At 62.6% G+C, this 14475-nt stretch carries 8 protein-coding genes, 1 tRNA gene and 2 pseudogenes; 8 read left to right on the top strand and 3 right to left on the bottom strand.

Annotated elements, in window-relative coordinates:
- Nucleotides 1-11 precede the first annotated feature (11 nt).
- From lgt to pyk, 4 genes and pseudogenes are all read left to right on the top strand, one after another.
- A pseudogene (gene lgt, locus ACF0H6_RS13225) lies at nucleotides 12-1200 on the top strand (prolipoprotein diacylglyceryl transferase).
- Between the two features lie 262 nt (nucleotides 1201-1462).
- Nucleotides 1463-6077: pseudogene (gene gltB / locus ACF0H6_RS13220) on the top strand (glutamate synthase large subunit).
- Complete coding sequence (locus ACF0H6_RS13215; protein WP_395250104.1) at nucleotides 6070-7527, top strand: glutamate synthase subunit beta; 1458 nt, start codon at nucleotides 6070-6072, stop codon at nucleotides 7525-7527. The pseudogene gltB and the gene ACF0H6_RS13215 overlap by 8 nt, the downstream one beginning before the upstream one ends.
- Nucleotides 7528-7584: 57 nt before the next feature.
- Complete coding sequence (pyk, locus tag ACF0H6_RS13210) at nucleotides 7585-9087, top strand: pyruvate kinase (RefSeq protein ID WP_395250103.1); 1503 nt, start codon at nucleotides 7585-7587, stop codon at nucleotides 9085-9087.
- A 142-nt stretch (nucleotides 9088-9229) separates the two neighbouring features.
- Here pyk and ACF0H6_RS13205 read toward each other — a convergent pair whose 3' ends face one another.
- Nucleotides 9230-9835 (bottom strand): ANTAR domain-containing response regulator, encoded by a 606-nt coding sequence (locus tag ACF0H6_RS13205; RefSeq protein WP_269993486.1) that lies wholly within the window; start codon nucleotides 9833-9835, stop codon nucleotides 9230-9232.
- 196 nt (nucleotides 9836-10031) lie between these two features.
- Between ACF0H6_RS13205 and ACF0H6_RS13200 the strand changes: the two genes are divergently transcribed.
- A tRNA-Leu gene (locus ACF0H6_RS13200) sits at nucleotides 10032-10113 on the top strand.
- An 87-nt stretch (nucleotides 10114-10200) separates the two neighbouring features.
- Complete coding sequence (locus tag ACF0H6_RS13195; protein WP_395250102.1) at nucleotides 10201-11331, top strand: tyrosine-type recombinase/integrase; 1131 nt, start codon at nucleotides 10201-10203, stop codon at nucleotides 11329-11331.
- A 268-nt stretch (nucleotides 11332-11599) separates the two neighbouring features.
- Here ACF0H6_RS13195 and ACF0H6_RS13190 read toward each other — a convergent pair whose 3' ends face one another.
- Entirely contained in the window at nucleotides 11600-11923 is a 324-nt protein-coding gene (locus tag ACF0H6_RS13190) for an ArsR family transcriptional regulator (RefSeq protein ID WP_395250101.1), read from the bottom strand.
- A 144-nt stretch (nucleotides 11924-12067) separates the two neighbouring features.
- On the opposite strand from ACF0H6_RS13190, the gene ACF0H6_RS13185 reads away from it, so the two are divergent.
- Nucleotides 12068-13465 carry a transposase family protein gene (locus tag ACF0H6_RS13185; RefSeq protein ID WP_395250100.1) on the top strand — a complete coding sequence of 466 codons (1398 nt, stop codon included), beginning with the start codon at nucleotides 12068-12070 and terminating at the stop codon, nucleotides 13463-13465.
- 230 nt (nucleotides 13466-13695) lie between these two features.
- Entirely contained in the window at nucleotides 13696-14091 is a 396-nt protein-coding gene (locus ACF0H6_RS13180; protein WP_395250099.1) for a hypothetical protein, read from the top strand.
- Here the strand turns inward: ACF0H6_RS13180 and ACF0H6_RS13175 are convergent.
- Nucleotides 14045-14368 carry an ArsR/SmtB family transcription factor gene (locus tag ACF0H6_RS13175; protein WP_395250098.1) on the bottom strand — a complete coding sequence of 108 codons (324 nt, stop codon included), beginning with the start codon at nucleotides 14366-14368 and terminating at the stop codon, nucleotides 14045-14047. The two genes, ACF0H6_RS13180 and ACF0H6_RS13175, sit on opposite strands and share 47 nt — an antisense overlap.
- Nucleotides 14369-14475: the final 107 nt, after the last annotated feature.

Below are 14475 nucleotides of genomic sequence, written 5' to 3'. Positions count from 1 at the left end.
AAGCGTAGACAATGCAGAGTCTCCTCCACGCCGCGGCAATGGCTCCCATGAGCATTCCGAGCCCCTCATGGTCCGGTTTCGACATTCCGCTACCGTGGGGGAGCCTCCGCATCCACGCATACGCGCTGTGCATTCTGCTCGGGATCATCCTGGGCCTTTGGCTCACAGCCGTTCGCTGGAAGCGCCGTGGCACGCCTGAAGGCAGCCTGTGGGACATCGCCATCTGGGCGATTCCCTTCGGCATCGTGGGCGGCCGTCTTTACCACGTGGTCTCTTCGCCGGACGCGTACTTCGGCCCGGGTTTCAACGGCACCGGCGATCTCTCCCTGATACCGCAGATCTGGCGCGGTGGCCTCGGCATCTGGGGTGCCGTGGTGCTCGGCGTCTTCGGTGCGTGGTTGGGCTGCCGCCGTTCCGGCGTCAAGCTCACTGCTTTCCTCGACGCCGCGGCGCCCGGTCTTCTCCTTGCCCAAGCAATCGGGCGCTGGGGCAACTGGTTTCAGCCAGGAACTCTTTGGCGGCCCCACCACGTTGCCCTGGGGCCTGCAGATCGATCCCAATAGCCCGAACTTCCCTGCCGGAATGCCGAGCAATACCCTGTTCCATCCGACATTCCTCTACGAATCCCTCTGGAACCTCATCGGGGTCGCGATCCTCCTTGTCCTGGATCGCCGCTTCCATTTCCGGCGTGGCCGGCTTTTCTGGCTCTACGCCATCTACTACACCCTCGGTCGCGTGTGGATCGAAGCGTTGCGGATTGACGATGCCGAGCAGATCAACCTCTTCGGCATCACCACACGGCTGAACGTATGGACCAGCATCTTCGTCTTCGTCGCAGCCCTTGTCATCTTCATCATCCTGAGCGTGCGCGGCAGGCCCGAGCCGGATACCGCCTACCTCGCCGGCCGCGAGCCGGCCTCCGCGGTCGCGGACGGAGAGGCCTCCGATGCTGCGGACGATGACACCAACCGCACGTTTGTGACTGATCGTACGGACCATGATACGGACGGATCTGTCTCGGATAGTGGTGCTCGTGGTAATCTCCGACATAACCAAAGCGATCTGGGCCATACTGCTGAGCCATCGGATACGGCCGAGGAGTCCCATGCCGGCGTCACGCCGGATGCCGGCTCCGCGTCCACCGAAACCACCGCCAGCAGCGCTCCCGGATCCGGGCCGGAAGCTGGCATTACCAAGTAGTCAGCGCTACGGCACAGGGGAACCGGGCTACCGCCCAGAGGCCCCTGCCACAGCGTCGTGGCTCCCTTGGCAGTCGCCCGGCAGCACACAGATACTCCGCGGTCAAGCTTGGGGCCAGGGTCATGCGTAACTGTTCGTTGCGAGGTGCCTGCTGGCCTACAATTTCAAGTAACTAGCGCTTTGTTATGCCCGTCACACGGCAGGCAAGGTGGGGCCAACGTTGTCCCTTCCATTCGCACGATCTCGAGGAAGGACGTCTTCAATGACCCATCTTCATACCCCAAGTTGGTCCGAAACAGTCGAACCGCAGGGCGCCATTTCACCCTTCAAGCGTTTCGCTGCGCTTCCGGAAGCCCGGGGGCTCTACAACCCCGAGCAGGAGAAGGACGCTTGCGGGCTGGCCATTATCGCCACCCTGCGTGGTGAACCCGGCTACGACATCGTGGAAGCGGCCCTGACTGCCCTGCGCAATCTTGAACACCGCGGCGCCGTCGGCGCTGACGAAGGGACGGGCGACGGCGCTGGACTCCTCATGCAGGTTCCGGATGAGTTCTTCCGGGCCGTCACGGAGTTCGAACTGCCTGCACCGGGCCAGTACGTCGTTGGTACAGCCTTCCTCCCGGCTGAGAGCCGCGAAGCCGACACCGCTAAGGCTGGAATCGAGGCTCTTGCCGTTGACGAGGGCCTGACGGTTCTCGGCTGGCGGGAGGTGCCGGTTGTCGGGGATCTGGTCGGCGCCATGGCCCGCGCCTGCATGCCCTACTTTGCGCAGCCCTTCTTTGCGTCCGCCACGGGCGAGCTGCTGGACCGCAACGAACTTGACTCCCGCGCCTGGCGTATCCGCAAGCGCGCGCAGAACAAGTTCGGCGTCTACTTCCCGTCGCTTTCCTCGCGCACCATTGTGTACAAGGGCATGCTGACCACCGCGCAGCTGGAGCCGTTCTACCCGGACCTTTCGGACAAGCGTTTCAAGACCAAGCTGGCCATCGTGCACTCGCGCTTCTCCACGAACACGTTCCCGTCGTGGCCGCTCGCCCAGCCCTTCCGCACCATCGCCCACAACGGCGAGATCAACACCGTCAAGGGCAACCGGAACTGGATGCGCGCCCGCCAGTCCCAGCTCGCCAACCCGCTGCTGGGCGATTCTCCGGAAGAGTTGTACCCCATTTGCACTCCGGGTGCTTCAGACTCGGCGTCCTTCGACGAAGTAGCCGAGCTGCTCTGGCTATCCGGCCGGCCCATCACGCACTCAATCATGATGATGATCCCCGAGGCGCTGGGAAAACCACGCCACCATGGATCCGGCACGCCGCGCCTTCTACGAATACCACTCGCTGCTCATGGAACCGTGGGACGGCCCTGCGGCTGTGTCCTTCACCGACGGCAATCTTGTGGGCGCCACCCTTGACCGCAACGGCCTGCGGCCGGGGCGCTACTGGATCACCGAAGACGGCTTGATCATCTTCGCTTCCGAAGTCGGCGTGATCGACGTCGAACCCGCCAAGGTAGTCAAGAAGGGCCGCGTCTCCCCGGGCAAGATGTTCCTCGTGGACACCGAATCCGGCCGGATCATCGACGACGCCGAGGTCAAGGCCGAAGTCGCAGCAGCCAACCCTTGGGCCGAATGGGTCAAGGACAACCTGATCGACCTCAACAACCTCCCCGAGCGCGAGCACGTGCTCCACACGGCTGCTTCGGTCAACATCCGCCAGCGGACGTTCGGCTACACCACCGAAGAACTGAAGATCCTCCTCGGCCCGATGGCCCGCACGGGCGCTGAGCCGCTCGGCGCCATGGGTTCCGACACTCCGGTGGCGGTGCTGTCCAAGCGCCCGCGTTTGCTGTTCGACTACTTCGTGCAGTCCTTCGCCCAGGTCACCAACCCGCCTCTCGATGCAATCCGCGAGGAGCTTGTCACTTCGCTGAAGTGCGCCATCGGGCCCAACGGCAACCTTCTCGACGTCGGGCAGGTCCGCCAACCGCAGATCTCCCTGCCGTTCCCCGTGATCAACAACGACCAGCTCGCCAAGATCGCGAATATCGAGAACGCCGACGGCGACAGGGTCGCCATGAAGGTCCGCGGACTGTACCGTCCCGAAGGCGGCGAAGCATCCCTCCGCAGCCGGCTGACCGAAATCTGCGAGCAGGTTTCCGGCGCGATCAACCGCGGAGTGCAGTACATCGTGCTGTCCGATCGCGACTCCAACGCGCAGTGGGCTCCCATCCCGTCCCTTCTGCTTGTCAGTGCGGTGCACCACCACCTGCTCCGCAGCGCCAACCGCACGAAGACCGCCCTGGTGGTCGAAGCCGGGGACGTCCGGGAAACGCACCATGTGGCTGTACTTGTCGGCTTCGGTGCTTCCGCCGTGAACCCGTACCTGGCCATGGAATCCGTGGAGCAGCTCATCAGCACCGGCGAGGTGGTGGGTGTGACTCCGGAAGACGGCGTTTACAACCTCATCAAGGGCCTTGGCAAGGGCGTCCTGAAGATCATGTCCAAGATGGGTATTTCCACGGTGGCCTCGTACACCGGCGCCCAGACGTTCGAAGCACTGGGCCTGTCCCAGGATCTCGTGGACGAATTCTTCTCGGGCACCCACTCCCAGCTGGGCGGCGTCGGCCTGGACGTCATCGCCGCCGAGGTTTCCGCGCGCCACCAGATGGCGTACCCGGAAGGCGGCATCGAGCAGCCGCACCGTCCGCTGCTCGGCGGCGGCGAATACCAGTGGCGTCGGGACGGCGAACCGCACCTGTTCAACCCGGAGACGGTCTTCCGCCTTCAGCACGCCACCCGCGAACGCCGCTACGACATCTTCAAGTCCTACACCAAGGGCATCGACGATCAGTCCCAGAACCTGATGACCCTCCGTGGTCTCCTCAAGTTCAAGGACAGCGTGCGCCCCTCCATACGTCTCGAGGACGTCGAGCCGGTGTCCAGCATTGTGAAGCGGTTCTCCACCGGGGCCATGAGCTACGGCTCCATCTCCAAGGAAGCCCACGAAACCCTCGCGATCGCCATGAACCGCTTGGGCGCCAAGTCCAACACCGGTGAAGGCGGCGAGGACGTGGACCGCCTGCTCGATCCGGAACGCCGTTCCGCCATCAAGCAGATCGCCTCCGGACGCTTCGGCGTGACCAGCCTTTACCTCACCAACGCCGAGGACATCCAGATCAAGATGGCCCAGGGCGCCAAGCCCGGTGAAGGTGGTCAGCTGATGGCGCAGAAGGTCTACCCCTGGGTAGCCCGGACCCGTCACTCAACCCCCGGCGTCGGGCTGATCTCGCCGCCTCCGCACCACGACATCTACTCGATCGAGGACCTCGCGCAGCTCATTTACGATGCCAAGCGTGCCAACCCCTCGGCCCGTGTGCACGTGAAGCTCGTTTCCGAGGTCGGGATCGGCACGGTGGCGTCCGGCGTCACCAAGGCGAAGGCCGACGTCGTTCTCGTCTCAGGGCACGACGGCGGAACCGGCGCCTCGCCGCTGAACTCGCTCAAGCACGCCGGCATTCCGTGGGAACTCGGCCTCGCCGAGACCCAGCAGACGCTCATGCTGAACGGGCTTCGCGACCGCGTGGTGGTCCAGGTGGACGGCCAGCTCAAGACCGGCCGCGACGTCGTCATCGCTGCTTTGCTGGGCGCTGAAGAATACGGATTCGCGACGGCGCCACTCGTGGTTTCCGGGTGCATCATGATGCGCGTCTGCCACTTGGACACCTGCCCGGTGGGCGTCGCAACCCAGAACCCCGAGCTGCGTTCGCGCTTCACCGGCAAGCCGGAGTTCGTGGTTAACTTCTTCGAGTTCCTTGCCGAGGAAGTCCGTGAACTGCTCGCCGAGCTTGGATTCCGCAGCCTCGAGGAGGCCATCGGCCACGCTGAGGTTCTGGACAGCCGCCAAGCGATCGACCACTGGAAGGCCGAGGGCCTTGACCTCGATCCCATCCTGCACGGCCTCGAGTTCGACGACGACGTTCCCCTGCGGAACCTCACCGGCCAGAACCACGAGCTCGACAAGCACTTCGACCAGCGCCTCATCGGTATGGCCGCCGAGGCTTTGAGCGACCGCACCCCGGTGAAGATCGCCGTCGACGTCATTAACACGGACCGCTCTGTGGGTACCATGCTGGGACACGTCGTGACCAAGACGTTCGGCATTGATGTGCTCGCGACCGACACGATCGACATCACGCTGAAGGGTACTGCGGGGCAGTCACTGGGTGCTTTCCTCCCGGCCGGCATCACGATTCGCATGTTCGGCGACTCCAACGACTACGTTGGCAAGGGCCTCTCCGGCGGACGCATCATTGTCCGTCCGGACCGGACCAACGTTTTCCAGGCGGAGCGCAACGTTATCGCCGGCAACGTGATCGGTTACGGTGCCACGAGCGGTGAAATGTTCCTGCGTGGCCAGGTGGGCGAACGCTTCATGGTGCGCAACTCGGGTGCCACCGCCGTCGTCGAAGGCATCGGCGACCACGGTTGCGAATACATGACCGGCGGCCAGACGCTGATCATTGGGCGGACCGGCCGCAACTTCGGCGCCGGTATGTCCGGCGGTACGGCCTACGTGCTGGATCTCCAGCAGGCCCGCGTCAACAAGCAAGCCCTGGATTCCGGGGAACTGCAGTTGCTCGAACTCGATTCCGAGGACCGTTCGATCGTCCAAAGCCTCTTGGTCAAGCACCTGGAAGAAACCGAATCCGTCCTCGCAGGCCGCTTGCTCGAGAACTTCGATGACACTGCGGCCCGCATCACCAAAGTCCTGCCGCGCGACTACGCCGCGGTCCTGCAAACCCGGCTCGACGCCATCGAAGAGGGCCTGGACCCTGATGGTGAAGAAGTATGGTCCCGAATCCTGGAGGTAACCGGTGGCTGATCCACGCGGATTTCTGAAAGTCCGGCAGCGCGAGACGCAGCCACGCCGTCCTGTTCCCGTCCGCATCATGGACTGGAAGGAAGTCTACGAAGCCCAGGACAAGGGCGTGCTCAAAAGCCAGGCCGGCCGCTGCATGGATTGCGGCGTTCCGTTCTGCCACCAGGGCTGCCCGCTGGGAAACCTCATTCCCGAGTGGAACGACCTCACGTGGCGCGGAAAGGGGGAGGAAGCGATTGAACGCTTGCACGCTACCAACAACTTTCCTGAATTCACCGGTCGCTTGTGTCCTGCACCATGCGAAGCGTCCTGCGTCCTGGGCATCAACCAGCCCGCTGTGACCATCAAGCAGGTTGAAGTTTCCATCATCGACGACGCCTTCGAAAACGGTTGGGTGCAGCCGCTTCCGCCGACGCGTCTCTCCGGCAAGACTGTCGCCGTCGTGGGCTCCGGCCCGGCAGGGCTGGCAGTGGCGCAGCAGTTGACGCGAGTGGGCCACACCGTGGCTGTGTACGAGCGCGATGACAAAATCGGGGGACTGCTGCGCTATGGCATCCCCGACTTCAAGATGGAAAAGGAGCAGGTGGACCGCCGCGTCGAGCAGATGAAGGCCGAGGGCACCCGTTTCCGCACCGGCGTTGCAGTCGGAAGCGACGTGACCTGGGAGCAGCTGCGCCGCCGCTACGACTCCGTGGTCATTGCTACGGGGGCTACCGTGCCGCGCGACCTTCCCATCCCGGGACGCGAGCTCGAAGGCATCCACTTCGCCATGGATTACCTGGTGCCCGCCAACCGCGTGGTTGCCGGTGAAACCGTGGAAGGCCAGATCGACGCCAAGGGAAAGCACGTTGTGATCCTTGGCGGCGGCGACACAGGCGCCGACTGCCTCGGCACCGCGCACCGGCACGGCGCCGCGTCCGTCACCACACTGGCGATCGGCAAGCAGCCTCCGTTGGAGCGCGCAGCGCACCAGCCGTGGCCGATGTTCCCCACGCTCTTCGAGGTTGCGAGTGCGCACGAAGAGGGCGGCGAACGCACCTATCTTGCCTCCTCCGTTGAATACGTCGGAGAAAACGGCAAGGTCACCGGCGTCAAGATTGCCGAGACCGAGTTCGTGGACGGCAAGCGACTGCCGAAGGCCGGTACGGAACGCATCATTCCGGCCGACCTCGTGTTGTTGTCTCTCGGCTTTACTGGAGCAGAACCTGCAGGTATCTCTGAACAGGTCAACGCAGAATTCGACGGCCGCGGCAACGTGGCCCGAGATGGGTACTACATGACCAACACCGAGGGCGTTTTCGTGGCGGGCGATGCCGGCCGCGGGCAGTCCTTGATTGTCTGGGCTATCGCCGAAGGCCGCGCTTGCGCTGCCGCCGTCGACAAGTACCTCATGGGCAGCACTATTCTCCCCGCGCCGGTGGCACCCACCGACCGGGCAATATCGGTCCTCTAAGGGCCGGCGTACAACGCTTTCCCAACTCCAACCGCAGCACACTACTAGGGTAGGTATATGAGACGCGCAAAAATCGTGGCAACGTTCGGACCGGCAATATCCAGCTTTGACAACACCCTCGCGGTGCTGGAAGCCGGCGTCGACGTCGCCCGCATGAACATGAGCCACGGCGACTACTCAGTACACGACATCACGTACGAGAACGTCCGCAAGGCTTCCGCCCAACTCCACAAGCCCGTTGCCATCATGGCCGACTTGCAGGGTCCTAAGATCCGTCTGGGCCGATTTGTGGACGGCCCCCACGAACTCTCCGTCGGTGACACGTTCACCATCACCACCGAGGACGTCCCGGGGACCAAGGACATCTGCTCCACCACGCTCAAGAGCCTCACCGAAGACGTCAACGTCGGCGACGCACTGCTGATCGACGACGGCAAGGTGGCACTGCGTGCCGTCGAGGTTGACGACGTCAAGGTAGTCGCCACAGTGACCGTCGGTGGCTGGGTCTCCAACAACAAGGGCATCAACCTGCCCGGCGTTGCCGTCAACGTTCCCGCGCTGAGCGAAAAGGACGAGGACGATCTCCGCTGGGCCATGAAGCGCGGCGTGGACCTGGTAGCCCTGTCCTTCGTCCGGGATGCGTCCGACATCAAGCGCGTGCACGAGATCATGGACGAAGAAGGCCGCCGCGTGCCGGTGATCGCCAAGATCGAGAAGCCGCAGGCAGTGGAGCAGCTCCACGAAATCATCGACGCCTTCGATGCCATCATGGTTGCCCGTGGCGACCTCGGAGTGGAACTTCCCCTGGAGGAAGTGCCGATCGTCCAGAAGCGCGCCATCGAACTGGCCCGCCGTTGGGCCAAGCCGGTCATCGTGGCCACCCAGGTCCTCGAGTCCATGATCGACAACCCGCGCCCGACGCGTGCAGAGGCTTCCGACTGCGCCAACGCAGTGCTCGACGGCGCCGACGCAGTCATGCTCTCCGGCGAGACCAGCGTGGGCAAGTACCCGATCGAGACCGTGAAGGTCATGGCCCGGATCATCGAGTCCACGGAAGAGCACGGCCTCGAGCGCGTTCCTCCGCTGGGCACCAAGCCGAAGACCCGCGGTGGCGCCATCACGCGTGCCGCCGTCGAGATCGCAGACCAGCTGGACGCCAAGTTCATCTGTACCTTCACCCAGTCCGGTGACTCGGCCCGCCGCCTGTCGCGCCTGCGGCCCGTCAAGCCGGTGTTTGCCTTCACCCCCGTGGAGCACGTCTGGAACCAGCTCGCGCTGACCTGGGGTATCCAGCCCGTCCTGGTGCCCATGGTGGGCCACACTGACGCCATGACGGCCCAGGTGGACCGCAGCCTCCTCGAGATGAAGATTGTGGAGAACGGCGACCTCGTGGTCATCGCTGCCGGTTCCCCTCCCGGACAGGCTGGTTCCACGAACTCGCTCAAGGTCCACAAGGTGGGCGACCTCGCGGACACCTCCCGCGTTGAAGAATCCGCCGCCCGCAAGGAAAAGCTCGGACCGTGGCCGGAAAAGAAGAAGAAGGCCAAGTCCAAGGCCTGATCTTTTTCTGACTATAGGGGGAGGCCTCGCCGGCTGGCGGGGCCTCCTTTTTGTGGTTTGCGGCCTGGTTGCGTGGTGTTTGCTTGGGACGACGAAGGGCGCCTGCTTCCTCCGGGAAGCGGTCGCCCTTCGTAGATGAGTGCTAGTTGACCTGGTTGATGATGGTTTCAGCGACTTCGCGCATGCTCAGGCGGCGGTCCATGGAGGTCTTCTGGATCCAACGGAACGCTTCCGGCTCGGTCAAGCCCATCTTGGTAGTCAGGAGGCTCTTGGCACGCTCTACGAGCTTGCGGGTGGCGAACTGCTCCTGAAGGTCGGTCACCTCGTTTTCAAGGGCCCTGATCTCCTCGTGGCGGGACAACGCAATCTCGATAGCCGGGATCAAGTCCGCCGGGGTGAACGGCTTGACGACGTAGGCCATGGCCCCGGCGTCGCGGGCGCGTTCAACGAGTTCCTTCTGGCTGAATGCCGTCAGGAGGACCACGGGGGCGATCCTGGCTTTGACGATCTTCTCTGCGGCCGAAATGCCATCCATGACGGGCATCTTGACGTCCATGAGGACCAGGTCCGGCTTCAGTTCTTCGGCCAGCTGTACAGCCTTCTCACCATTGTCGGCCTCACCGACGACGTCGTACCCTTCACCCTTCAGGATCTCGATGATGTCCAGGCGGATGAGAGTCTCATCTTCGGCGACAACTACGCGGCGTGCCGGCTGGGATGCGGGCTTGGACTCCGTCTGTTCTGACACGGGATCTCCTTCAAGACGTACGGCGGGTTCTCAACCATCTTAGTTGCACCCGGTCCCTGCGTATGATTTATTGCTCTGCCGAGCCGGTTCTGGAAAATAGCCTATCTGCATGTAGAGTAGTTTCGCGCACTGCAACAGGGAGCGTTGAGTTCTGTGAAGAGCTCGACGTCGGTTAGTCTTGTTCCGGTGTTTCCGCGCCCGAGTGGCGGAATTGGCAGACGCGCCGCACTCAAAATGCGGTATCGAAAGGTGTGTGGGTTCGAGTCCCACCTCGGGCACAGTGTTTCCGCAGGTCAGGGGCCCTTTGGCCCTCTGGCTGTGGACAAATCTTCAAAAAGTGTGGACAGCGGCGTAGCATTTTGGCTATGGCTAGCATCAGAGTGCGTGTCAAATTGGATGGCTCCAAGTCCTATATGGTCCGCTGGCGGGATCCAAAGACACGTACACAGCAGGGCATCACCTTCGACAATGAGTCCGAAGCTCTGACCGTCAAGAGATTGCTCGACGCCAACGGCCAGTCTTTCGAAGTTGCCCAGGACGCACTGATTAGCATTCAGAAACATGTTCCGTCCGTGGCCGATGTGATTCAGGAGCATATTGACCTTCTGGTTCGACCATCCGCTGGAACCATCCGCACCTACCAGACGATGCTCGATCTCCACATCAGGGAGGTCCTTGGTCCGCTGCCTGTGGACAAGCTCGACTACAGACATCTGACGCATTGGATCAAATCCATGTTGAAGAAGGGCCGGACGCCGAAGACCATCCGCAACGTGCATGGATTGATCTTCGCTGCGATGGAAACTGCCGTCATGCTCCGGTATCGGCAGGACAATCCATGCCGCGGTGTGCAGCTGCCCTCGGGTGAGAAGCCCGAGGATGAGGAGCGGTTTCTTACTTTCGCCGAATTCGGTTTGATCATGGAATGCATGGGGAAGCGTTACAAGACCTTCACGAACTTCTTGGTGATGACTGGGACCCGCTTCGGCGAGGCGACGGCAGTGACAGTTGCGGACGTCGACTTGCTGTCGAAGCCTCCTACACTGCGGATCAACAAAGCGTGGAAGCGTGGTGCCAACTCCGAGTTCTACATTGGTGCAACAAAGACCGGTGCGGGGAAACGAACAGTGTCCTTGAATTCGCAGCTTGTGGAGTTGCTGATCCCGTTGGTGGCAAGCCGGCAGGGTAAGGAATTGCTCTTTACGACGCCGAGCGGGGAACGAATCGCGCACAAGCTGTACTGGCAGGATTTTTGGATCCCTGCGATCAAGGCTGCGCAGGAGCAAGGGCTTGCGAAGAATCCACGAGTCCACGACCTGCGCCATACGCACGCATCGTGGCTCATTCAGGACGGGGTCTCGCTCTTTACTATCTCCCGCCGGCTTGGCCACGCATCGACGCGAACAACAGAACAGGTCTACGGACACCTCATGCCTCAAGCTCTTCAGGATGCAGCGGATGCCGTTGAGCGGTCCGCGCGGGCCTGGATCCGCTAACTCGCTGCTTCGAGTCCGGGGGCGGGCTATGCCGGACGGCGTTGGGCTCGGACGCCTATTGCGCGCCGGACGGAGGTCGCCGCCGACGTCGGGCTTGGCGGAACTTCCTGCAGTTCCGCGATCCTCTTCAAGTGGGTCGATGTGAAGACTATTTTTCCCTTTCCCCAAACCGAGTGGGGAAACCGGCCATTTGTCGCTCCGTCACGGAGCCAAGCCTCAGTGCATTTCAGGAGAGCCGCAGCCTCTGCGGGCTCGTAGAATTCGAGTTTCATGCGGGTTCACTCGAACCTTTCGTAGTTGCGTTCCGGAGGAAAGGTATTTCCAACTTGCCTTCGTCCATGGCTGCAGACGGCTCTTTCGGCATGACTTGGACCTCGAAGGTCAGGGCTGCTTCCAGTAGCCGCTCCCGAATCTGCCGGGGACGAGCCGAGAAACGATGGGACTGATTCTGCACGAGGCCTTCATCACGCATTAGGTAAAGGTGGCGCCGGACAACCGACGAGGAGACCTGGAGCTCAGCACAAATCTCGGCGCAGGTGGCGGGTCCGCTTCGGACAAGAAGCCGGACAATGCGACTTCGCGTTCTATTCATCAGGATGTTCGACATTGAGACCACAGCCTGGGTTTTGATGGAAGTGCTGCTGTAGACGGGTCTACAGCAGCAGGTTACGCTTCCTGAAGTCATGATGGAAGACGTCGAGTTGACTCGTAAAAAACCTCCGCGAAGGGGCATACGTTGCCTCATAAGTATTTCTCCGGCTGGTTCGGGGTTGCCGGGCGGTTCGGGGTTGCCGGGCGGTTCGGGGTTGCCGGGCGGTTCGGGGTTGCCGGGCGGTTCGGGGTTGCCGGGCGGGCGGTCGCGGGTTACGCAGGGTGGATGGGACTGACGATGGCCGAACGCAAGGCCGTGACGAAGCAGCTGGCGAGGACCTACCGGGCCGGTGATCGGCTCCGGAAGGGCAGGATCCTGGACGAGCTGGTCGAGCTGACGGGCTGGCACCGGGACTATGCGCGGGCGGTGCTGCGGCATGCCCTTGATCCGCCCAGGCCGCGTCCGGTGCGGGCGGGCCGGGCTCCGGTGTACGGGGCGGATCTGCAGCCAGGTCTGGTGCAGTGCTGGGCGGTGCTGCGGGCGCCGGCCGGACGGCTGCTGGCGGCGGAGATGCCTGAACTTGTTCCGATGCTGCGGGACGAGGGAGCGCTGCAGGTCACGGATCCGCAGGCGGCCCTGCTGGCGCGGATGAGCGCGGCAACGATCGACAGGCGGCTGGCCGGGGAACGGGCCAAGCTGCTGCCCCGGGGGCGCTCCCACACCAAGCCCGGGTCCTTGCTGAAATCCCAGATCCCGATCCGGACCTGGGCGCAGTGGGATGATGCCGTGCCCGGGTTCGTGGAGATCGACCTGGTCGGCCATGAAGGGTCCAACAACTCCGGGCAGTTCTGCTTCACGCTGACCGTCACCGACATCGCCACGGGCTGGACGGTGAACCGGTCCGTGCCCAACCGGGCGCAGAAGCACGTCTTCGCTGCCCTGCAGCACGTCCTGTCGGTGTTTCCCTTTCCCGTGATCGGCATCGATTCGGACAACGGCAGCGAGTTCATCAACAACCATCTGTTCGATTTCTGCCTGGAACACCACATCACCTTCACCCGCTCCCGGTCCGGCAACAAGAACGACGGGGCCCACGTGGAGCAGAAGAACTGGGCCAGGGTCCGTGAACTCGTCGGCTACCTCCGCTACGACACCGCCGCGGAACTGGAGCTGCTGAACCAGGTCTGGGAACTGGACCGGATCTTCACCAACTACCTGCTGCCCCAGCAGAAGCTCATCGCCAAAATCCGCGTCGGAGCCAAGGTCACCAAGAAGCACGACGCTCCGGCAACCCCGCACAGACGCACGAAAGCCGACCCCAGGGTCTCACCTATGGCCGTGCTCCGCATGAACACCGAATACAAGAAGATCAGACCTGCCGCCCTGTCCCGGCAGATCCTGTCCCTCACGGGCCGGCTCGAAACCCTCGCCACGGCCAAGCAGCCCGCACCCGTGAAACCCCCCGTCAACGAGGACTGGAACCGCCGACCCAACCGGACATATTCAACTGAGGCGACGAATGCCCCTTCCCGGAGGTATTGACATGAGGTAACAGGGACGTTCCAACTTCGATTGCCCGGAGATGCTGCCCACGGAATACTGGGACGCAGAGGTTGTGAGAGCGGGCCGATCGGACGCCTGCGATTGACGGAAGGGAGCGGAGAGTGCGGGATGACGGGAAAGCTCAGGGCGACGCATTGTCTCCTCAAGGCCAACTTGCTCGTCGCCTGAATCTTTTGCTCGATGTCGTGGTAGCTGAGCGTGGGAAGCCGGTGACTTTCAACGAAGTTCAATCGGAACTCGCGGCTAAGGGAATCAAGCTTTCTCGGGCTCGCTGGTTCTACATGAAAGAGGGGACCGGCCGGCTCGTCACCGACAGGGCCTTGCTCGCGGGCCTGTGTAACCTGTTCAACGTCGATCCATCCTACTTGATCGGCGACGATGCCGAATTGCCGGAACGCATCGACTCGCAGCTTGAGTTCGTCAGGTCTTTACGGGCGGCCAGGGTGAAGTCCTTTGCCGCCCGGACACTGGGCGATGTGTCTCCCGAAACGCTCCGCGCGATCACTGAATTCCTCAACAAGGACATCGGCCTCCATCCATCAGGAGAGCAGGCCGCGGCTATTCCTCCAGCAGATACTGAAGATGAGCTGCCAGCAGCTCCTTGATGCGCGCACCGTTGGCTGAATAACGCGGAGAACGGCCGTGCCTTCGGCCTGGTTCAACGTCCACCGTTATCGCGCCGGACTCTTCTAGGGCCAGTAGATGTTTAGCCACGCTGGGCTCGCCGGCGCTCACCGCATCCACGATGTCTCCCCGTGTTGCCGGACCGTGCGCTGACAGGTATCGGAGAATTTCGTTTCGAGATCTGTTGCCAAATGTCGCGACCGCAGCCTCGACGTCCGTCGACCAAGCGGCGTCGTCCGGCTGCGTAATCCTTGGCATGGAACCATTCTTGCCGAACACTCGCGAAAAAGTAAGTCTCGCAGTCTTGACAATACTTTAACTAGTCTTGACGATAGTTTGTATAGCTTTGCTTCGATTGTGGGTGT

The organism is Arthrobacter sp. NA-172, assembly GCF_043952055.1.
Lineage (GTDB): Bacteria > Actinomycetota > Actinomycetes > Actinomycetales > Micrococcaceae > Arthrobacter.
Note: the sequence above shows the minus strand (reverse complement) of the source record. Positions and strands in the feature narration are given on the sequence as shown.

What these genes read in the sequence shown, in the direction of transcription:
- ACF0H6_RS13175 (WP_395250098.1), bottom strand. Translation starts at nt 14,368, where the DNA reads ATGCCAAGGATTACGCAGCCGGACGACGCCGCTTGGTCGACGGACGTC.
- pyk (WP_395250103.1), top strand. Translation starts at nt 7,585, where the DNA reads ATGAGACGCGCAAAAATCGTGGCAACGTTCGGACCGGCAATATCCAGC.
- ACF0H6_RS13195 (WP_395250102.1), top strand. Translation starts at nt 10,201, where the DNA reads ATGGCTAGCATCAGAGTGCGTGTCAAATTGGATGGCTCCAAGTCCTAT.
- ACF0H6_RS13190 (WP_395250101.1), bottom strand. Translation starts at nt 11,923, where the DNA reads ATGAATAGAACGCGAAGTCGCATTGTCCGGCTTCTTGTCCGAAGCGGA.